Source organism: Ornithinimicrobium carbonis (genome assembly GCF_050703245.1).
In the GTDB taxonomy this organism is placed as follows: Bacteria; Actinomycetota; Actinomycetes; order Actinomycetales; family Dermatophilaceae; genus Ornithinicoccus.
The window spans coordinates 3,542,792-3,563,220 of the sequence record NZ_CP192647.1 but is presented as its reverse complement, the minus strand read 5'-3'; the positions used below and the strand labels follow the sequence as shown (position 1 = coordinate 3,563,220).

Genomic DNA, 20,429 nt, shown 5'->3' with positions numbered 1-20,429 from the left:
GCGTCCTCCTTGAGAGGATGGGGGCATGAGCTACGACATCCTCCTCTACCCCCGGCAGCCCGGCCAGACCTGGGAGCAGGTGGTCGAGGCCGACGAGCAGGACGGGCCCGAGGGCACCCAGGCCGACCTGGACGCCGGCCTCGCGGTCTTCCGGCGGATCGAGGCGCGGTTGCGCGAGCAGCTGACCGAGCCGGTCGACACGTGGGTGGCCGAGGAGCTGGGGGGCGACGTCTACGGCGAGCTGACCGGCCTGGACAGCGGCCTGCAGGTCGAGCTGTACGACCGCTCCGCCTCGGTGGCCTTCCCCTACGGCGGCGACACCGAGCGCGGCGAGCTGCACGAGTCGGCCCGCCACGCGGTGCGCATCGTGGCCGAGGAGACGGGGTACGAGGCCTACGACCCCCAGCGCGGACGCACCTTCGACGGCCTCTTCGACGACGAGGCCGGGCACGCCGAGGCGGACCGGCTCGCGGCGGAGGGTGGGAGCGACCCCGCCGGGACAGGCCCCGAGGACGACGAGGGGTATGGCGCCGCCTCCGCGGGCGCGACCGTCGCGGGTGCGGGTGCGGGTGCGGGTGCGGGTGCGGGTGTTGGTGCGGGCGCGGATGGGGGTGGGGGCACCGCCGGCCGGGACCTGGCTGACCATATGGACGCCGACGCCGACATCAACGCCGCCGACGACGCCGGTGCCCAGGACCCGGACGGGACGCCTGCCCGCCCCGACCCCCGGCAGAACCCGAAGACGCTGCGGCGACGGGCCTACCTCTACCTGGGGATCGGCGCGCTCCTCACCGTCCTCGGCGTCTTCCGGATGACGTCGGGCGACGGCGGGCTGCTGACCTGGTTCATCCTGGGCATCGGCGTGATCGACCTCCTCGGCGGAGTGATGATGCTCTCGCTCGCCAAGCAGATGGAGCAGGGTGCCGACCTGCGGCTGCCCGGCGGGTTGCGACCCTCGGGCGAGGGCGGGGACGACGCCGGCGGACCGAGGGGCTGACCGGTGCGCACCCGAGCTCTCGGCCCGTTCACCGTCTCGGCGGTCGGTCTCGGCGCCATGCCGCTGTCGATGGGCGCCAACGAGCGGCCGGACCGCGACCGCGCCGTCGCCACCGTCCACGCCGCCCTCGACGCGGGGGTCACCCTCGTCGACACGGCCGACATCTACGCCCCGTCCTGGGACACGATGGGGCACAACGAGGAGATCGTCGCCGAGGCCCTGCGCTCCTACGGGGACACCAGCCACGTCGTGGTCGCCACCAAGGGCGGCATCACCCGCGGAGAGGGGGAGACGTGGGGCCGGGACGGCTCGCCGGCCTACCTGCGCCGGGCGGTGGAGGCCTCCCTGCGCGCGCTGGACCGGGACGTCATCGACCTCTACCAGTGGCACCGGCCGGACCGCTGGCGGGTCTACGGGGAGGTCGTGCAGACGTTCAAGGACCTGCAGGACGAGGGCAAGATCCGGGCCGTGGGCATCTCCAACGCCAACGTCGAGGAGATCGACGTGGCGCTGGGGGTGCTGGGCGAGGGCGGGCTGGCCAGCGTGCAGAACGAGTTCTCCCCCCGGTTCCGCTGCTCGCGCGACACGCTCGAGCACTGCGGCGAGCACGGGGTGACCTTCCTGCCGTGGAGCCCGCTCGGTGGCACCGGGGCGGCCAGCAAGGAGGTCGGCCGGACCTACCCGGTCTTCCACGAGATCGCCGAGGCGCGAGGGGTCAGCCCCCAGCAGGTGGTCCTCGCCTGGGAGCTGGCCCTCGGCGACCACGTGGTCCCCATCCCCGGGGCGAGCCGGCCGGAGTCGATCAGCGACTCGGCCCGGGCGGCCGAGCTGGACCTGACGGCGGAAGAGCTCGACCGGATCGAGGGTCAGTTCGTCTGATCGGGGATCCCTGCGGCGTCGGCCGGACGTCCCCCTGATCGGTGCAGTCGATCGGTGCCCCCCCGGGGGCCACGATCGACTGCAGGTCGGTGGCGGCCTGCGGTGCGTCGGGAGGCTGTGGGATGGTCGGGACATGGCACAGCGACGTGTGACCCTGACCTTCCTGGGGGCGGCCGGGACGGTGACCGGGTCGAAGTACCTGCTGACGGTCGGGCCGGAGGACGGCGGTGGGCAGGGCGAGCGCCGGATCCTCGTCGACGCGGGGGTCTTCCAGGGGGAGAAGCAGTGGCGCCTGCGCAACTGGGAGGAGTTCCCGGTCGACCCGGCCACCATCAGCGACGTCGTCCTCACCCACGCGCACAACGACCACGTGGGCTACCTGCCGGCGCTCGTCCGGCAGGGGTTCGGCGGACCGGTCCGGGCGACCGAGGGGACGCGACGGCTGGCCGAGATCGTCCTGCGCGACGCCGGCAAGCTGCAGGAGGAGGCCGCCGAGGAGGCCCGGCGCGGCGGCTGGTCCAAGCACGAGGACCCCCAGCCCCTCTACGACGTGCACGACGTGGAGGAGACGCTGCCGCTCTTCGAGACGGTGCAGTTCGACGAGGACGTCGACCTCGGCGACGGCCTGGTCGCGCGGTGGACGCGGGCGGGGCACATCCTCGGATCGGCCAGCGTCCGGCTCGCGGTCGGCGGCACGAGCGTGCTCTTCTCCGGCGACCTCGGCCGGCACGACCATCCGCTGCTCAAGGCCCGGGGCACACCGCCGGCGTCCGACTTCGTGGTCTGCGAGTCCACCTACGGCGACCGCGAGCATCCCGAGCCCGAGGTCGAGCACGGGCCGATGGCCGACGCCGTCAGCCGGACGCTGGCCCGCGGCGGCCTCGTCGTCATCCCGGCGTTCGCCGTCGACCGGACCCAGCTGGTGCTCAAGGTGCTGGTCGACCTCATGCGCTCGGGCCGGATCCCCGAGGTCCCCGTGGTCGTCGACTCGCCGATGGCGCTCAAGGCCCTCGACGTCTACCGCGACGAGTCTCTCGGGGAGCTGCGCGACGACGTCGACACCGACGACTTCACCGGCATGCCGGAGCTGATCGAGGCGTCCACCTCCCGGGAGTCCCGGGCCCTCAACCGCAGGTTCGACCCGATGATCATCGTCGCCTCCTCCGGGATGGTCGAGGGCGGGCGCGTGCTGCACCACCTGGCCCGGCTGCTGCCCGACGTGCGCAACACGGTGATCCTCACCGGGTACCAGGCCGCGGGCACGCGGGGGCGCAGCATCGAGGAGGGCGCCCGGTCGGTGAAGATCAACGGCCACTACATCCGGGTGCGGGCCGAGGTGGTGCGTGACGAGGAGTTCTCGGTGCACGGCGACGCCTCCGACCTGCTCGACTGGTTGCGCGACCTGGGGCGGGAGCCGGAGACCGTCTTCGTCACCCACGGCGAGCAGGACGTCGCCCGGCACTTCGCCGGTCGGATCGCCGAGGAGCTGGACTGGACGGCCGTCGTGCCCCGCTACGGAGAGGTGGTCAGCCTGGTCCCCGGCGCCGCCCACCCCGAGGACCTGCCGCCGGACCCCGCAGGGTGACCGCGGCCCGGAGCTCCTCGGCCACCCACCGGTCGACCGGGACCCACGTCATACCGCGGTCCCACCCGGCACGGGCAGGGAGGGCCCCAGGTATGACGCCCGCGCGCCCCTGCCGACCTACGCTGCTGGGGTGAGGGTGACGACGGAGGCCGCGCGGGAGTCGTGGCAGGCGCTGTGGGGCGGGGGGCGCCTGCGCGACCGGCCCTGGTGGCCCGAGCTGCTCGTCGTGGGCGGGCTGCTGGCCTGGGTGTTCGTCTCCAGCGCCGTCGCCGGGTTCGGGATGCTCGTGCTGGGGATCCTGCAGGTGGTGCCCCTGCTGTGGCGGCGCAGCCATCCGCTGCAGGCGGCGCTGGGCGTGGCCGCGGCCTGCCTGCTGCAGGTGGTCACCACCGACGGACCGCACCCGGCCAACGTGGCGGTGCTCGCGGCGGTCTACAGCGCGGCGGCGTACGGCACCCGCCGGGACTCGATGGTCGTGCTCGGGCTGGGGCTGGTGGGGGCGTTCGTGGCGGCGCTCGACTGGTCGGTCCCGTCCCCGGACGCCACCCGGTCCCTCGTGGTCGTCGCGTTCCAGGGGACGTTCACCGGCCTGTTCGTCGCGGTCGCCTGGGTGCTGGGCGACGTCGTCAGACGGCGGCAGGCGGTCATCGCCCGTCTGGAGCAGCAGCGCGCCGCCCTCGCCCGTGACCAGGCCCAGCGGGCCCGGCTGGCCGCGCAGTCCGAGCGGGCCTCGATCGCGCGGGAGATGCACGACGTCGTGGCGCACTCGCTGGCCGTCGTCGTCGTCCAGGCGGACGGGGCGCTGTACGCCGCGCAGCGGGCGCTCGCCGCGCCGCCGGCCATCGGTCCGGACCGGGCGGCGCTGGAACGGGCCGCCCAGACGCTGGAGACGCTCGCCGGGACCGCGCGGGAGTCGCTGGCCGACACCCGTCGTCTCGTCGGGGTCCTGCGGGACGAGGGGTCGACGGCCGAGCTCGAGCCGACGCAGGGGCTGGCCTCGCTCGACGACCTCGTCCAGCGCGTGCGCGACTCGGGGGTCCGGGTCGACCTCGCGGTGCGGGGGGACGTCGGTGGACTGCCGCGCGAAGCCGACCTGGCGGCATACCGGGTGGTGCAGGAGGGGCTGACGAACGTGATGAAGCACGCCGGGCCGGGCGCCGCGGCCGACGTAGACCTCCTGCGCACGCCCGCCGTGCTGCTCGTGCGGGTCACCGACGACGGAGGCGCCCCACCGCGCACCGACGCGGACGGCCCGCCCGCCCGGGGCCGTGCGGTGCACCCCGAGGGGGACGCGACGGACGGCAACGGGCTGCGGGGGATGGCCGAGCGGGTGGAGGTGCTGGGTGGCACGGTCCACGCCGGGCCGCGCCAGCGCGGCGGCTGGGAGGTCGTGGCGACCATCCCGACAGGGACTCCGGTGGGTGCGCCGTCCGGGAGACCTGGAGGAGCGACGGCGGCGGTTCCTTCCGGGATGCCCTCCGCCGCCGGTGGGGGCCGGGGCCACGGAGCAGGACGAGGGACCGCATGAACGACCAGGAGGTCGGGGCGGGGCACGGCGGTCCGGGCGCAGGACCCCGTGACGAACGCCCGGGTGACGGTGGCCCCACCGGGGGAGGTCCGATCGGAGGGCCCGTCCGCCTGTTCCTCGTCGACGACCAGGAGCTCGTGCGCGCCGGCTTCCGGATGGTGCTCGACGCCCAGCCCGACATGACCGTGGTCGGCGAGGCGGCGGACGGACTCGCGGGGGTCGAGGGCGTGGCCGCGACCCGACCGGACGTGGTGCTCATGGACATCCGGATGCCCCGGATGGACGGGGTCGAGGCCACCCGCAGGATCAGGGAGTCCGTCGACGCGCCCAAGGTGCTGGTGCTGACCACGTTCGACCTCGACGAGTACGTCTTCGCGGCTCTGCGGGCAGGTGCCGCCGGGTTCCTCCTCAAGGACGCCGGACCGGCCGAGCTGCTGGCGGCGATCCACGCGGTGCACGAGGGGGACGCCGCCATGGCACCGTCGACGACCCGGCGGATGCTGGAGCGGTTCGTGCCCCAGCTGCCCGACGGCGACCTCGAGCTGGCGCGGGCCGCTGAGCGTCGCGCCGCCCAGGCCCGGCTGGCGCCGCTGACCGACCGCGAGCGCGAGGTGCTCAGGGCCGTCGGTCACGGGCTGACGAACGGCGAGATCGCCGCCGAGCTGTACCTGGCCGAGGCCACCGTCAAGACCCACATCGGGCGGGTCCTGCACAAGCTGGACCTGCGCGACCGGGTGCAGATGGTCATCACCGCCTACGAGACGGGGCTGGCGGGCCGCCCGGAGTAGACGGGCGACCCTTCGACGACGCCACCGGCGGGCTGCTCCACGAGGGCGCGCGGGCCGCCGGCAGCGGGACGACTCTGTCCTCCGCAGCGCCACGGCCTGGACGGCCGGGGCCAGCAGCAGACCGACGAGGTAGGGGGCGAACACCGCCAGGGAGAAGACGTCCTGCCCCAGCGCCAGATGAGCGCCAGCGGCGGCCTCGCGGTCGACCTCTGTGGCGGTCGGCCCGGTTGTCCACTTGGCTGCAGGTCTGACCACTCGTGCAGTCGGTCGTGGCCCTGTCCGGGGCACCTATCGACTGCGGTCCGTCCTGTCAGGTGAGGGCGAGCTGTATCCAGGCCGTGATCCTCGGCGTGGGCACGCCGAGCCGGTCCGGGTCGACCGGGTCCAGGAGGCGCAGCCAGGACGCCGCACGGTGGACGGCACCCAGACGGTCGGCGGCGTCCAGGACCTCCGGCCGGTCGGGCCGGGGGACCTCCGGCCACCGCTCGACGTAGGCGTCCACGATCCGTCGGGTGAGCGGGGTGTCGGGCCGGGGGCCGGAGAGGCGTACGCCCGCCGCCAGCCGCACGGTGGTGTGCAGGACGGCCCACGGGTGCGAGCGGACGGAGTCGCCGAGGTCGAACAGCCTGACGGGACCGCCGGGTGACGACGGGCCGACGGCGTTGCGCGGGTGGGCGTCGTTGGGCTGCAGGGTCTCCGGCAGCCCGGTCGCGGCCAGGAGGGCCATCTGCTCCTCGAACCGGGCGAGCCGCCTGCTCATCCACCTCGCCCGTCCCGGGTCCAGGTGCTGGGGGTCCGCTGCGGGGAGCCCGGCGAGCCGGTCCACCGTCCGGGCGATCCAGCCGGCCGCGCCGTCCGCGGACAGCTCCGGGACCATGTCGAGCAGCCCGCCGGGCGAGGGCGACGGTGAGGCCGTCGACGAAGGAGAGGCTGAGGGCGAGGGCGAGGGCGAGGGCGAGGCTGACGGCGACGTCGACGGTGAGGCTGAGGGCGACGCCCCCGGCCGACGGCAGGAGCGAGCGCAGGCCCGCTGGAGGTCCGCGACGTCACCGATCAGGTCGACCCAGTCCTGCGGGCGGGTCCGGTCCAGGGTGGGACCGCCGTCGGGAAGGAGCCACCAGCCGGGGTCGTCGTCGACGGCCCAGGGGGTGACGACCCGGTCGGGGACGACCTCCCCCAGCGCCTCCAGCAGCCGGCCCTCGAAGGCCTGACCGGGGTTGCCGACCTTGAGCCAGGCACGAGCAGGACCACGCCCGTGCGACCAGGCCGCGCCGGGACCGGTGACCTCGCGCAGGGGCACCACGAACACCGCCGACCAGAACCGGATCTTCTCCGGCACCAGGGGGCCCGACCGCACGAGCCCCCGCGCTGCGAGGACCTCGTCGGCCCAGGTGGCGGCCTGGTGCTGGAACGCCGTCCCGGACCAGCGGCCCACCAGGTCCTCCATCCCGGCAGGTTAACCGCCGCATCCGCCGCACCCCTCCACCCAGGGACTGACGCGGCGCGCCCGACCCGGGCCCACGTCATACCCCGGTCTGACAGCCGGCTCCCCGGGTCGGACCCGTGGACCGACGCGCGGCACGCCCCGCGGTCCATAGCGTCAGCACCATGACGACCACCACGACCGGGACCGGCCCGGAGCAGAGCACCCGAGAGGCCCCCGGCGCGGGGCTGGCCGCGAGCACACTGGACCTGACCAAGACCTACGGCAGCGGCGAGACGGCGGTGCACGCCCTGGACGGGGTGTCCGTCGGGATCGAGGCGCAGCGCTTCACCGCCATCATGGGCCCGAGCGGGTCGGGCAAGTCCACGCTGATGCACCTGCTCGCCGGCCTGGACACGCCCACCTCGGGCCGGGTCTTCCTCGGGGGTACCGAGCTGACCGCCCTGTCGGACAAGCAGCTCACCACCCTGCGGCGGCGGTCGGTCGGTTTCGTCTTCCAGGCGTTCAACCTCCTGCCACACGCTCACCGCCCGGCAGAACGTCCGCCTCCCGCTCGACCTCGCCGGCCGGCGCGCGGACGCGGACTGGGAGCGGCGCATCGTCGACGGGCTGGGCCTGGCCGACCGGCTGGACCACCGCCCGGGCGAGCTGTCCGGGGGGCAGCAGCAGCGGGTCGCCCTCGCGCGTGCGCTGGTCACGCGGCCGGAGGTGATCTTCGCCGACGAGCCGACCGGGGCGCTGGACTCCACGACCGGCGCCGAGGTGCTCGCCCTGCTGCGGCGCTCCGTCGACGAGTGGGGCCAGACCGTGGTCATGGTCACCCACGACGCCGACGCCGCGGCGGTCGCCGACCGCGTCGTCCTCCTGGCCGACGGCCAGGTGGCCGGCGAGATCCTCGACCCGGCCGTCGACGCCGTGCTGGCCGCCGTGCGCGACCTCGGGAGGCTCTGATGGGCACCTGGCGCACCGCGGGCCTGGCCTCGCGCGGCCGACGCCTGCTCTCCGCGGCGGTGGCCATCGTCATCGGCGTCACCTTTCTCGCCGCCAGCCTGGCCCTGCTCACCACCGCCCAGCGCGGCATGGAGGACGCGGTCGCCGCCGGGGTGCGGGACGCGGACCTCGTCCTCACCGTGGAGGGGGAGGGGATCTCCACCGCGGGGTATGACGTCGCGGCCGCCCTCGAGGAGGTCGCCTCGGTCCGGGGGGAGACGGTCGTCATGGCCGAGGTGACGCCCCAGGAGTGGGTGGCCGGTGCTCCTGTGCCGACGACGGGGGTGACCCTGCTGGAGGGCCGGATGCCCGGGGGCGCCGGCGAGGTCGTGGTGAACTCCGAGCTGGCCGAGGACGTCGCGGTCGGGGAGAGGCTCGAGGTGACCGTCGTGCCGCTGGAGGAGGCGGTGAGCCGGTCGGAGGGCGAGGGTGCCGGCGGCGATGGGAGCGTCGGTGCGGGCGCCCCGTCCACCTCCACGGACCCTGAGACATCCACGCGCGAGACATCCACGCGCGAGACATCCACCCACCGCCCGGCCGCCACGACCGACCGGGCCGCCCTGGACGTCGTCGGCGTGGCCGACTTCGGCGACACCGCCCCGATGCTGTCGTACGGACCCGCCTTCGCCACCGACGACGCGACGCTGCGGCTCGTCAATCCCGGGCTGACCTACGGGTCGGTGATGGTCGAGCTGGTCGACGGGGCCGACGAGGCGGCGGCGCGGGAGTCGCTGGCCGGCGCGGTGCCCGGGGCCACGGTGCAGACCGGGGCCGAGGCCGCCGCTGAGCGGGTCGCCGTGCTCACCGGCGGGACCGACGTGATCGGGGCGATCCTGCTGGGCTTCGGCGCGGTCGCGCTGCTGACCGCCGCGATCGTCATCGCCAACACGTTCACCATCACGCTGGCCCAGCGCACGGGGGAGCTCGCGCTGCTGCGCGCCGTGGGCGCCACCAAGCGCCAGGTCCGCTCGCTCGTGGTCCTGGAGGCGGGCCTGCTCGGACTGGTCTCCTCCGCGGTGGGCGTGGGCTGGGCCTGGTCGCGGCGCTCGGCCTGCTGGCCGTGGGCGACCGTCTCGACCTGGGCCTGCCCCTGCCCGAGGGCCTGGAGCTGACGCCGGTGGTGCTGGGCGTACCGCTCCTCGTGGGCCTCGTCGTCACGGTGCTCGCCAGCCTGTGGCCGGCCGTCCGGGCCACCCGCGTCTCGCCGCTGGCGGCGCTGCGCCCCAGTGGCCCCTCCGGGGAGAAGCAGCAGGTCGGGGTCGTGCGCATCGTCCTCGCCGTGGTCCTCCTCGGTGCCGGCGTGGCCGCGATGGTGTACGCCGCCACCTCCCGCGACATGCTCAGCGGCGTGGTCGGCGGTGTGGTCTCCTTCGTCGGGGTCCTCGTCGCGGCGGTCGTCGTCGTGCCGGCGGCGGTCCGTGCCCTGGGCCTGGGAGCCCGGGCGGCCGGGGTGCCGGGACGGCTGGCCGTCGACAACGCGGTCCGCAACCCGGGCCGGGCGGCCGCGACCAGTGCCGCGCTCGTCGTCGGGGTCACGCTCATCACAATGACCTCGGTCGGTGCCGCCTCCGGGCAGCGCACCGCGATGGGGGAGATCGACGAGTCCTACTCGGTCGACCTGATGCTGTCGGCCGGTGCGGAGTACGCCGAGGCTGGAACCGCTGCCGGTTCCGACCCCGCGGGTGGGAACGGCGCGGCTGGTGGGAACGGCTCGGGCGACGGTGCGGGCGGGGGCGACGGCGGGGGCGACGGGATCGGTGCCGGCAGCGGCGGGACCGAGGGCCTCCACGCGCTGCCGGTCCCCGCCGACGTGCCCGATCGGGTCGCCGCCGTCGACGGGGTGGCGACCGCCCGGGTGACGGACACGGCATACCTGACCCTGGGTGAGGAGGACGGGGGCGGCACCGCCGCGGTCGGGATCGACCCGGCCCGTGACGGGGACGTCGTGCGCGGGGACGAGCAGCTCGCCGCGCTGGTGCCCGGCACGGTCGGGATGGCCGACGGGATGCTGTCCATCTACGCGCTCGAGCCCGGTGACCGGGTCGAGGTGTCCGGGCCGGGGGGGCGCGCCGAGCTGGAGGTGGTGCCGTTCGCGCTGGGGTACGACCTGGCCGTCAACGTCGAGGACCTCGCCGCGCTCGGTGGCGACGCGGTCGCCCCCGGTACCGTCCTGGTACGGCTGGCCGACGGTGCGGACGTCGCCGACGTCATGGGTGCGGTGTCGGACGTCGCGGACGAGCAGGGGTTGCAGGTCGCGGGCTCGGCGGCCGAGCGGGCCGTCATCACCCAGGTGCTCGACGTGCTCGTGCTCGTCACGACCGCCCTGCTCGGCGTGGCCGTCCTCATCGCCGTCGTGGGCATCGCGAACACCCTGTCGCTGTCGGTGCTCGAACGGCACCGCGAGCACGCGCTGCTGCGCGGCCTGGGCCTGACCCGCGGCCAGATGCGGTCGATGCTGCTGGTCGAGGGTGTGCTGCTGGCACTGGTCAGCGCGCTGATCGGCCTGGGCCTGGGTCTGGGGTATGCCGCGCTCGGCGTCCAGACGCTCCTGCCGGAGGACGTCCCGCTGCAGCTGGCCGTGCCGTGGGGACGGGTCGGGCTCATCGTCGGGGTGGCGCTGCTGGCCGGGGTCCTGGCCAGCGTGCTCCCGGCCCGGCGGGCCGTGCGGGTGTCCCCGGCGGAGGGGCTGGCGACGGGGTAGACCACCGGCCCGGTCGCGACCCTCAGGGATGCGGCCGGTCCCGGTCGGGGCGTGGCGGGGAGGGGACACCCCGCCGGCCCGGCGACCCGCGCGGGACACGCGGGAACGCCCCGCCGCCCGGTCACCTCGTCGAGGTGGCCGGGCGGTCAGGTGCTGCGGGGGGCTCAGGCCGGGGGTGTGCGATGCATCAGGTCGTCGACGCCGCCAGCCGCTGACGCAGGCCGCTGGCCCGGACGACCCGGCGCTCCACCGCCGCCCGGACGACCTCCTCGGGAGCGACGACCCGGACGGTCTTCTCCGCCCGGGTCACCGCCGTGTAGAAGAGCTCCCGGGTCAGCAGCGGCGAGTCGGCCTGGGGCAGCAGGACGGTGATCTCCCTGGCCTGGCTGCCCTGGGCCTTGTGGATCGTCATCGCGTGCATCGTGTCCACCTCGCCCAGGCGGCTCGGAGCGAACCGGTGCGACCCCGTGGCTCCCTCGACGACGGCCATCCGCACGGGCGTCCCGTCGGGCGTGCGCGAGGCGACGACGACCCCGGTGTCGCCGTTGAGCACCCCGTTGGCGTAGTCGTTGGCGGTGACGAGGAGGGGGCGGCCGACGTACATCTGGTCGTAGAACGTCAGGCCGGTCTCCTCGCCCAGCCAGGTCTCGGTGAGCTGGTTCCAGGTGCGCACGCCCCGGGGGCCGGTGCGGTGCGCGCACAGCAGCCTGTGGCTGCCCAGGGCGGTGAGAGCGCCCTCGGCGTTCCCGTCGCGGGCGGCGGTGAGCACGCGGTAGGCCTGGGCGGTGAGCATCTGCCGCAGGGCCGGCACCGGGTCCTCGTCGTCGGTGACCCACCGAACCTCCTCGCTGCCCGCCGAGAGGGCCGCGACGACGGCGTCGGCGTCCCCCACCCGCAGGGCCTCGGCCAGCGCGCCGATCGTCTCCCCGAAACGGTGCACCGTGCGCAGCCGGGCGAGGGCGACCGGCGGGTCGGCGGCAGCCTCGGCACCGGCGACCAGGTCGGCCAGGACGGCGCCCGCGTCGACGGAGACCAGCTGGTCGGCGTCCCCGACGAGGATGAGCCGCGCCTGCGGCCGCAGCGCCTCGAGCAGCCGGGCCATGTGGGTCAGCGAGACCATCGAGGCCTCGTCGACGAGGACCACGTCGTGGGGGAGCCGGTTGCCGCGGTGGTGGCGGAAGCGGGAGCGGCTGTCCGGCCGCCAGCCGAGCAGGCGGTGCAGCGTGCTCGGCTCCACGTGGCGGAGCGGCTCGACGACCGTCCGGGTGGCGGGGTCGGGGGTCCGTTCCAGGATCTCCTCCAGCGCCCCGTTCACCGCGACCCGCACCCGGGCGGCGGCCTTGCCGGTGGGGGCGGCCAGCCCGATCCGCAGCGGGCGCTCGCCGGCCGCGGCGGCCTGCTCGGCCAGCAGCGCCAGGACCCCCGCGACGGTCGTGGTCTTGCCGGTGCCCGGACCTCCGGTGATCACGCTCGTCCGGGAACGGGCGACGACCTTCGCGGCGGCGCGCTGCTCGGCATACCCCTCCCCGGGGAAGATCCGGGCGAGCCCCTCGGTCAGCACCTGTTCGTCGACCGCGGGGGCCGGGAGCGCCGCCCGGGCCCGCAGGTCGTCGACGACCTGGACCTCCTGGTGGTGGTAGCGCTGCAGGTAGACCAGCCCCTGGTCGACCACCAGCGCCCCGGATCGGACCAGCGCGCTGGCGGACACGGCGTCGGTCCACCCCCCGGGCGGCGGCCAGGGCAGGTCGGGCAGGGTGTCGGCACCCGTCGTGGCCAGGTCGGCGAGGTCGACGGCGACGGACCCGGACCGGACGGCCCGGGTCGCCACGGCCGCGGCGAGCACGGCCGTCTCGTCCTGCTCGCCGCAGACGCGGGCGAGGGTGCGGGCGACGTGGACGTCGGCGGCGGTGAGGACGCCCGCACGGTTGAGCTCGCCGAGGGTGCCGGGGGTGTCGACGGCCAGCCGGCGGTCGTGCTCGACCGGCTCGAACAGCTCGAGGATCGTCATGCCGCCCCCTCCGTGGTGCGTCCGTCCAGCAGGTCCGACACCGCGGTGACCAGGGCCACCGGTGGTCGCCACGAGAACACGCCGCAGGGGTGGCCGTCGACCACCGGGGTGCCGGGTCCGCACATGCCCCGGACGTAGAGGTAGAGGACCCCGCCCAGGTGACGGTCGGGCCGGTACCCCGGCAGCCGCCAGCGCAGGAAGCGGTGCGCCACGACGGCGTAGAGCAGGGCCTGCAGGGGGTAGGAGGAGTGCCCCATCGCCTCGGCGAGCTTCTCCGGCCGGTAGTCGGCCGCGGTCAGCGGCTCCTCGGGCCGGCCCAGCCAGTTCGTCTTGTAGTCGACGACCAGGTAGCGGCCGCCGGTGCGCAGGACGACGTCGACCGACCCGGTGAGGTAGCCGCGCAGGGCCTGCTCGGCCAGCTCGGGGGATGTGTCCAGCACGTCGGCCCAGGCGCGGACGGGATCGCCGGCCGGCAGGTGACCGCGCAGGAGGGGGACGAGGTCGCCGAGCCGGGCACCGTACGTGGTCCCGCCGCCGGCACCCACGACCGCGTCGCGCCGCAGGTCGCCCCCGCCGAGCGGCAGCTCAAAGTCCAGCTCGCACAGCCGGTCGGCCCGGCCGATCTGCCGCAGGGTCAAGCCCTGGGCGAGCGGGCCGAGGGGAGAGTCGCAGACGTCCACGAGCGCGTCGGCCAGCGCTTCCGGGTCCAGCTCGACCGGCCACTGCACCAGCTGCTCCCGGACGTGCTCGAGCAGCTCGGCCCGCAGGTCGGCCGCCTGCGGGTCGGCGTGCTCGAGCACCCCGTGGACCAGGGAGCCGAAGGTCGCGCCGACGGGCAGGTCGGCCATGGGCGAGGCGACGTCCTGCCCCGGCAGCACGACCTCCAGGCCCGGCAGGGACGGGGTCTGCTCCACCACGGGGTCGACCGTGTCGGGCTCGTCCTCGCGCGGGGAGAGCTCGGGCTCGCTGCCGACGCCACCGGTCAGCTCGTGCCCCTGGGCGTCGCGCGGCGTGGACAGGGCGGTGTATGACGTGCGCCGCCAGTCGGTGTCGATCCGCCGGGACCAGGTCGCCGGGCGGGGCGGTGGGGGCACCTCGGTCGTCATCGGAGGCACGTGCTCGGCATGGTCCGCCCGTTCCAGCGCGAGCGCACCACGGGCGGCCCACTCCTGCAGGCGGGTCGTGGCGAAGTCCTCGGCGGGCACCGGGGTGGTGTCGGGCACGGGTCCGTCGCCGGGACCGCGGCCGAAGAGGATCCGGTGCAGCGGCGAGGGCGAGGTGTTGCGGCCGGTGGGCGACCACCAGGTGACAACCTGTGACTGGGCCCGGGTGAGCGCGACGTAGAGCAGGCGCAGCGACTCGCCGGCCTCCTCGGCCTTGTGCCGGGCGACCGAGTCCTTCCACTGCGGGCCGGTGCTGCCCCCGACGTCGATCGAGCGCGTCCGCTCCGGGGGGTCGTCGTGGCACAGGGGGATGTCCGGCACGTCGGGCACGTTGCGGTCGGTGAGGGCGGGCAGGTAGACGACGGGGAACTGCAGCCCCTTGCTCCCGTGCACGGTGAGCAGCTGGACCGCGGCGGCGTCGCTGTCGAGCCGGCGGGTGCGGGCGTTCGTGGAGGGCGGGGCGTCCTCGGCCATCTGGGCGCGCAGCCACTCCAGCAGCGCGACCAGTCCGAGCTGCCCCTCGCGCCCGGTCTCGTGGAGCAGCTCGGCCACGTGCTCGACGTCGGTGAGGGTGCGCTCGCCGCCCACCTGGCCGAGCACCCGCGCGGTCAGCCCCTCGGCGACGAGCCGCTCCAGGACCGCGGCCATGCCCTGACGGCGTAGACGGCGGCGAGGTCCCGGACGGTCTGCGCCAGGACGTCGTCGAGGTCCTCGCCCCCCTCGTCGACGGCGACCGGGTCGTGCCCGAGCAGGTCGGTGAGCGCGGCGGCGCGGGTGAGCACCGAGCGGTGCGGGGCGACCATCGCCTCCAGCAGGGTGAGCCACTCGTGGGCCGCGCGGGTCTGCAGCACCGACATGCCGCCGGCGCTGACGGCGTGGACGCCCAGGTCGCGCAGCGCCTCCTGGGCCCGGACCAGGTCGCTGCCCTTGTGCGCGAGCACCGCCACGTCGCTGGCCTGCAGGGGGCGGCCGTCGAAGGTGGCGTCGGACCCGAGCAGACCGGCCACGTCGCGGGCGAGGTCGGGGTAGATGTGCTCGCGGGTGGCCCCGATCCGGTCGCTGCCCCGCAGGTGTTCCTCGAGGAGGACCTGCCGCAACCGGACGGGAGCGTCGCTGGGGGCCCCCTTCAGCCGCCGGTCGTCCCTGGCCGCCTCGACGGGCCGGACCACGATCTGCGGGTCGCCCAGCTGGGCGCCCTGCAGCAGCGTGTCCAGGGCGCGGACCACGCCGGGGTCGGAGCGGTAGTTGCGCGGCAGGGTCCTGCGCACGCCCGCCGCCTCGGCGGCGGTGAGGTAGGTGGCGATGTCCCCGCCGCGGAAGCCGTAGATCGCCTGCTTGGGGTCGCCGATGAGGACCATCGCCCGGCAGTGGCCGGTGAAGGCCCGGTCGAGGACCTGCCACTGGACCGGGTCGGTGTCCTGGAACTCGTCGACGAGGACGACCTGCCAGCGCTGCCGCATGCGGTCCCGGGCCAGGGAGTCCGGATCCTCCAGGGCGTCGGCGAGCTGGGTGAGCAGGTCGTTGTAGTGCATCACCTGGAGCCGGCGCTTGCGCAGGTCGAACTCCGTCCGGACCGCTCTGGCGAAGCGTACGCGCCGGGCCGGCACGGTGCCCGGCTCGGCGGCCTGGGGTCGCAGGTCGGCGTGGATGTCGTCGACGGCCGTCCGTCCGGCGATGTCCAGCGCCTCGGCACGCGTGAAGACCGCCTGCCGGTCGTTGCGGAACCCGCGCAGGTAGATGTCGTCGACCACCTCGACGAGCAGGTCGTCGAGGTCCTCCGCGAGGGTGGCCGAGGCGTCGGTCGTGCCGGCCACGCCCAGGCTGCGCAGCACCTCGTGGCAGAACTGGTGGACGGTGGCGATGGTGGCGGCGTCGAAGTCGGTCAGGGCGGCGCGGACCCGTCGGTGCATCTGGGTGAGCCGCCCCTCGTCGGCCGCGAGCAGGTGCGCCACGAGGGCGTCGCCCGCGGGGCAGGTCCGCTCGCGCAGGCAGCGCTCGACGAGCACGAGCTGCTCGCGCACCCGGGCACGCAGCTCCTGGCTCGCCGCGCGGCTGAAGGTGACGACGAGCATGTCGCGCAGGTCGGCCTCGCCCTCGGCGACGAACCGGGCCACCAGGGCCGCGATCGTCCACGTCTTGCCCGTGCCGGCGCTCGCCTCGAGCAGGACGGTGCCGCTCGGCAGCGGGTCGGTGATGTCGAAGTGGTCCACGGTCCTCAGCCCCTCTCCAGCGTCTCGTGACCGGTCAGGAGGGGTTCCCACAGCCGCAGCGACAGCTGGCCCAGGCGGTGCGGCACGTCGGGGACCCACCGTTCGTCGTCCAGCGGGGTCCCGACGACGTCCTGGAGCGGCAGGACGTCGCCGAGGACGTGCTGCCAGGAGGTGTCGTGCTGCTCCTGACGGATGCCCCACCCGCCCTGCTGGGTCTGCCAGCCCCGTTGAGCGGCCCGTTCGTCGGCCGCCCGGACGCTGCGGTTCTTCAGGTACTGCTCCGCCCAGGCACGGCTGGTCTCCACCGGCAGCGGCAGCACCGCGTCCAGACCGCGGTCGCGCAGGTCGACGAGCTGTCCCAGGGTCTGCAGGGCCAGCTCCTGCGGCAGCGGTCCGTGGCTGACGTGCCCGACACCCTTGACCCTGCCGAAGCTGTAGCGGCCAAGGTGGTGGCTGCGGGCGTGCTCCTGCCCGGCCGCGGCCAGGACGAGGGCGTAGATCCAGGAGTGCAGCCGGTGCTTGGCCTTGACGGAGGAGAAGCTGACCGTCAGGGCCGACTCCCCGACGAGCCCGGCCAGCGTCCCGACGAGACGGCGGTGGTCGGGCAGCGGGAGGGCGATGTCGACGTCGAGGCTCTCGCGGTCCAGCGCCTGCCCCCAGCCGCCCTGACCGACGGCCCGCCAGGTGGCCTGGCACAGCTCCTGCACCTGGCCGGTGAGCTGCTCCATGGTGCGGTGGCCCAGGGCGTCCGGCGGGAGCTCGCCGCGCCAGAGCTCGGCCTCGCAGGTCGCGGAGGCGTCCCGCCCTGCCAGGACGGCGGTGAGCATCCGCTCGCCGATGACCCACCGCTGCAGGCCGTCGAGCTCCACGGGGATGCCCTCGCCCCGGAGCTCGGGGACCTCGGGCACGTAGAGACCGATCCGGGAGCGGAGGAAGGCCTTGGCCGGGTTGTCGAAGAAGCGGACGAGGTCGTCCAGGAGCACGTCCTCGCGGGGCCAGGGCGCGAAGGTGCGCCGGGCCAGCGGGACCGGTTCGGTGGGCCGCTCCCGCAGGGCCCGGGCGCCGGCCAGCGCGGACGGGTCGTAGCTGAACGGTGCGTCGTCGGGCAGCAGCGGGACGGTGCCGTCCGGGGTGCGGCCCAGGTTTCGCAGGTCGTAGGGCTGCAGCGGGTGCTCGGTCAGGACCCGCTCGACCCCCTCCCCGGTCGCCGTGACGCGCAGGGCGTCGACCAGCTCGCCCAGGGGGACGGCCGGCGGGCGCGTCTGCCCGGTGTGCTCGTCGAAGCCGGTGTAGGTCACGACGAACGTCTCGCCCGCGGACATCAGTGCGTCGAGCAGCAGCTGGCGGTCCTCGCTGCGGGGGTCCCGTTCGCCCGTGACCGGGCGCCGCGCCAGGACGTCGTCGCCGTCGGGGGTGGTCGACCGGGGGAAGTCCCCGTCGTCCATGCCCACGAGGGCGACCACCCGGTGCGGCACCGAGCGCATCGGCACCATCGTGCAGACGGTGAGCGTGCCGGTCCGGAAGTTGGAGCGGGTGGCCCGCCCGGCCGTCTGCTCCGTCAGGAGTGCGTGCACGTCGGCCAGCGACAGCGAGACCCCGCCCCCGCCGGCGACCCGCCCGGCCGCCTCGGCGGTGCGCCGCAGCTCGCGCTCCAGCTGGGCGACCTGCCAGGCGTCCTTGAACGGCACGTCGGCCAGGTCGAGCACCCCTTCCTCGACGACCCGCAGCCACTGGCCGGCGGTGTCGGCGGTGCGCAGGCCGCGCAGCGTGCGACCCAGCCGCTCGACCAGCTCGGCGAGACGGCCGGCCAGGTCGAGGTCGCCGCTGTCGAGGTCGTCCAGCCCCAGGGTGCGACCGACGTGGTCGACGTCCTGCCCGTCGACCGAGGCGCCGACGAGGATGCGGTCCAGCCCGGCCCGCCAGGTGTTCTGGACGACGTTCCTCAGCTGGTAGTCGGCGCGGTGCTCCCCGTCCAGGCCCCACCGCACGGTCGTGGCCCCGACCCAGTCGCCGATGCGTTCCAGCGCGTCGTCGTCGAACCCGAACCGGTGCCGCACCGGCGCGCTGCGGGCCAGGTCGAGCACCTCCCCGGCGGTCACCCGTCCTCCGGCGAGCTCGGTGAGGTGCAGCGCCAGCCGCAGGAGGGGGTTGAGGTGCACCGGGGCCCGGTCCGCGAGCCGGACCCGCAGGCCGTGGGCCGGGTGCGTGCGGGTCGCGCCGTCCCGCACGACCTCCCCCAGACCGAAACCCGCGTGGACGAGCGGGGCGTAGGCGTCGATGTCGGGGCACATCACGAGGATGTCCCGGGGCTCGAGCGTGGGGTCGCGCTCCAGCAGGTCGGCGAGCACGTCGCGCAGCACCTCGACCTGGCGCGACTGCCCGTGGCAGGCGTGGACCTGCACGCTCCGGTCGTCCGCCGGCACCTGTCGCCCCGCCCGGGTCGCCCGGTCCGGCGCCCTGTCGGCCCGGACGTCGTGCTGGAGCATCGCGAGCAGGCTGACCTCGTCGTCAGACCCGGCCTCTGTGCCGTCGCCCCCCGTGCCGCCCTCCGCGCCGGCCCCCGCGCCGCCTGCCGACGCAGCCAGGCCCGACGCGCCCGACGCGCCCGTCGCACCGCCGGGAGGAGGCGGACCCACCAGCTCCTCGCGCCCGCCCGTGAGGGCCAGGGTGCGCTGCAGCTCGCGGGCGTCGCGGCCCAGGCTGGCCAGGAGCGGGTGCTGCACGAGCTCGCCGGACCGGTCCTCATCCCGGGGCACCGGTCCGACCGCGACGGTGGGCGCGAGCTCCTCCCACGCCGCCGGCGAGGCCTGCGGCAGCCACAGGTGGACGTCCCGGTGCTCGGCGAGCGCGCCGAGCACCTCGACCTCGCTGCGGGAGATGCGGGTGTGCCCGAACAGCGACAACCGCCCGGGCAGCTCCAGCCCGGTCAGGCGTCCGGCGCGCAGCGCTCCACCGCCCGGGCGTGCCGCTCGTCGGGCGCCTCCGAACCCACCACCTCGAGCACCCTGCGCCACAGCGGGGGCTGCCAGGCCAGGTCGTCGGCCACCCGCCCGCCGAGCCCGTCGCCGTCGCCGCCGGCCCGCCAGTCGGTCAGCACCGCGGGCCGCTGGGCGGCGTAGTCGGCGAACAGACCCGCCAGTCGGCGGGCGACGGCATACCGGCGGCCCTGCCTCAGCTCGCGCTCGGTGCCGGTCTCGGCATACCCGAGGTGGTCGGCGAGCGTCGTCGCCCACGGCTCACCCAGGCTCTCGTCGACCGCCCGCAGCACGGCCCACGCGAGCTGCCCGGGCCGCCAGGGGTCGTCGCGCTCGACGCCGAGGACCATCGTCACGAGCGAGTGCGGGCTGAGGAAGCGCACCCCCGCGCACACCCCGTCGTGCCCCGACGGGCCGGCCCCGAGCCGGTGGGACAGGCGCTGGGCCAGCCACCGCTCCACCCCGCGGGGGGGGCACGGCGACGACCTCCTCGGCGAACGGGTCCTCGAGCGGACTCCCCAGGAGCTCGGCCAGACCGTCGGCCAGCACCCCCGTCCCGGCCGCCCGGTGCACGATCAACGTCACGCGGTGACCCTACCCACCGGCCCCGACAGACCCGGGCCGGGCCTCAGCGCACGCGGACGACCTCGCCACCCGTCACCCGGACGAGCTCCTCGAACGTCAGCGGCACGATCGAGTCGGGTGTCCCGCCGGCGGCCCACACGGTCCCGTAGGCGCGCAGGTCCTCGTCGACCAGCGTCCGCAGCGGGGTGGGGTGGCCGGCCGGTGCGACGCCGCCGATGACCTGACCGGTGGCCGCGCGCACCTGGTCCGCGGAGGCCTTGGTCACCGCCCCGGCGCCGACGGCCGCGGCGATGACCTGGGTGTCGACGCGGGCGGCACCGCTGGCCATGACGAGGAGGGGTGCGTCGTCGGCCATGAACACCAGGCTGTTGGCGATCGCACCGACCGGGCAGCCGAGCTGCTCGGCCGCGAGCGGGGCCGTGCGGGCGTGCTCGTCGAGAAGGCGGATCTCGGCCTCGACGCCGGCGACGCGAAAGGCGTCCTGGACGACCTGGTTGCGGGGGCGCATGCGGGGAGTATGCCGTGTCGGTGCCCGCCTCTACACTGAGCACGCTCGGGGAGGTGGCGTGACGTCGG

14 protein-coding genes and 1 pseudogene are annotated in these 20,429 nt (G+C 75.3%); 8 read left to right on the top strand and 7 right to left on the bottom strand.

What is annotated here, in order from left to right; translation table 11 throughout:
* Positions 1 to 25: 25 nt before the first annotated feature.
* The 5 genes from ACQ95T_RS17915 to ACQ95T_RS17895 all read left to right on the top strand — a co-directional run bounded on the left by ACQ95T_RS17915 (position 26) and on the right by ACQ95T_RS17895 (position 5,777).
* Positions 26 to 997: a DUF308 domain-containing protein gene (locus ACQ95T_RS17915; RefSeq protein ID WP_425942290.1), complete on the top strand. Its 972-nt coding sequence runs from the start codon at positions 26 to 28 to the stop codon at positions 995 to 997.
* Between the two features lie 3 nt (positions 998 to 1,000).
* On the top strand, positions 1,001 to 1,876 hold the full coding sequence (locus tag ACQ95T_RS17910; RefSeq protein WP_425942288.1) for an aldo/keto reductase: 876 nt from the start codon (positions 1,001 to 1,003) through the stop codon (positions 1,874 to 1,876).
* 133 nt (positions 1,877 to 2,009) lie between these two features.
* A complete protein-coding gene (locus tag ACQ95T_RS17905; RefSeq protein WP_425942286.1) occupies positions 2,010 to 3,461 on the top strand; it encodes an MBL fold metallo-hydrolase RNA specificity domain-containing protein in 1,452 nt (483 codons plus the stop codon).
* A 130-nt stretch (positions 3,462 to 3,591) separates the two neighbouring features.
* The gene (locus ACQ95T_RS17900; protein WP_425942284.1) at positions 3,592 to 4,989 is read left to right on the top strand and encodes a sensor histidine kinase; all 1,398 of its coding nucleotides are present in this window, start codon (positions 3,592 to 3,594) and stop codon (positions 4,987 to 4,989) included.
* 155 nt (positions 4,990 to 5,144) lie between these two features.
* On the top strand, positions 5,145 to 5,777 hold the full coding sequence (locus ACQ95T_RS17895; RefSeq protein WP_431473855.1) for a response regulator: 633 nt from the start codon (positions 5,145 to 5,147) through the stop codon (positions 5,775 to 5,777).
* A 310-nt stretch (positions 5,778 to 6,087) separates the two neighbouring features.
* Here ACQ95T_RS17895 and ACQ95T_RS17890 read toward each other — a convergent pair whose 3' ends face one another.
* Positions 6,088 to 7,224: a hypothetical protein gene (locus ACQ95T_RS17890; protein ID WP_425942280.1), complete on the bottom strand. Its 1,137-nt coding sequence runs from the start codon at positions 7,222 to 7,224 to the stop codon at positions 6,088 to 6,090.
* Positions 7,225 to 7,385: 161 nt separating this feature from the next.
* Between ACQ95T_RS17890 and ACQ95T_RS17885 the strand changes: the two are divergent.
* The 3 genes and pseudogenes from ACQ95T_RS17885 to ACQ95T_RS17875 all read left to right on the top strand — a co-directional run bounded on the left by ACQ95T_RS17885 (position 7,386) and on the right by ACQ95T_RS17875 (position 10,912).
* Positions 7,386 to 8,172, top strand: a pseudogene (locus ACQ95T_RS17885) (ABC transporter ATP-binding protein).
* The gene (locus ACQ95T_RS17880; RefSeq protein ID WP_431473221.1) at positions 8,172 to 9,323 is read left to right on the top strand and encodes an ABC transporter permease; all 1,152 of its coding nucleotides are present in this window, start codon (positions 8,172 to 8,174) and stop codon (positions 9,321 to 9,323) included. The pseudogene ACQ95T_RS17885 and the gene ACQ95T_RS17880 overlap by 1 nt, the downstream one beginning before the upstream one ends.
* The gene (locus ACQ95T_RS17875; protein WP_431473220.1) at positions 9,272 to 10,912 is read left to right on the top strand and encodes an ABC transporter permease; all 1,641 of its coding nucleotides are present in this window, start codon (positions 9,272 to 9,274) and stop codon (positions 10,910 to 10,912) included. The genes ACQ95T_RS17880 and ACQ95T_RS17875 overlap by 52 nt, the downstream gene beginning before the upstream one ends.
* Before the next feature lie 187 nt (positions 10,913 to 11,099).
* Here the strand turns inward: ACQ95T_RS17875 and recD are convergent, their stop codons facing one another.
* From recD to ACQ95T_RS17845, 6 genes are all read right to left on the bottom strand, one after another.
* Entirely contained in the window at positions 11,100 to 12,920 is a 1,821-nt protein-coding gene (recD, locus tag ACQ95T_RS17870; protein WP_431473219.1) for an exodeoxyribonuclease V subunit alpha, read from the bottom strand.
* Positions 12,917 to 14,731, bottom strand: coding sequence for a 3'-5' exonuclease (locus tag ACQ95T_RS17865; RefSeq protein WP_431473218.1), 1,815 nt, complete (start codon positions 14,729 to 14,731; stop codon positions 12,917 to 12,919). Before ACQ95T_RS17865 ends, recD begins: the two co-directional genes overlap by 4 nt.
* Positions 14,692 to 16,293 (bottom strand): UvrD-helicase domain-containing protein, encoded by a 1,602-nt coding sequence (locus ACQ95T_RS17860; protein WP_431473217.1) that lies wholly within the window; start codon positions 16,291 to 16,293, stop codon positions 14,692 to 14,694. Before ACQ95T_RS17860 ends, ACQ95T_RS17865 begins: the two co-directional genes overlap by 40 nt.
* Before the next feature lie 5 nt (positions 16,294 to 16,298).
* On the bottom strand, positions 16,299 to 19,196 hold the full coding sequence (recC, locus tag ACQ95T_RS17855) for an exodeoxyribonuclease V subunit gamma (protein ID WP_431473216.1): 2,898 nt from the start codon (positions 19,194 to 19,196) through the stop codon (positions 16,299 to 16,301).
* Between the two features lie 23 nt (positions 19,197 to 19,219).
* Positions 19,220 to 19,729 (bottom strand): exodeoxyribonuclease V subunit gamma, encoded by a 510-nt coding sequence (locus tag ACQ95T_RS17850; protein WP_431473215.1) that lies wholly within the window; start codon positions 19,727 to 19,729, stop codon positions 19,220 to 19,222.
* Positions 19,730 to 19,896: 167 nt separating this feature from the next.
* Complete coding sequence (locus ACQ95T_RS17845) at positions 19,897 to 20,361, bottom strand: YbaK/EbsC family protein (protein ID WP_425942269.1); 465 nt, start codon at positions 20,359 to 20,361, stop codon at positions 19,897 to 19,899.
* Positions 20,362 to 20,429 lie beyond the last annotated feature (68 nt).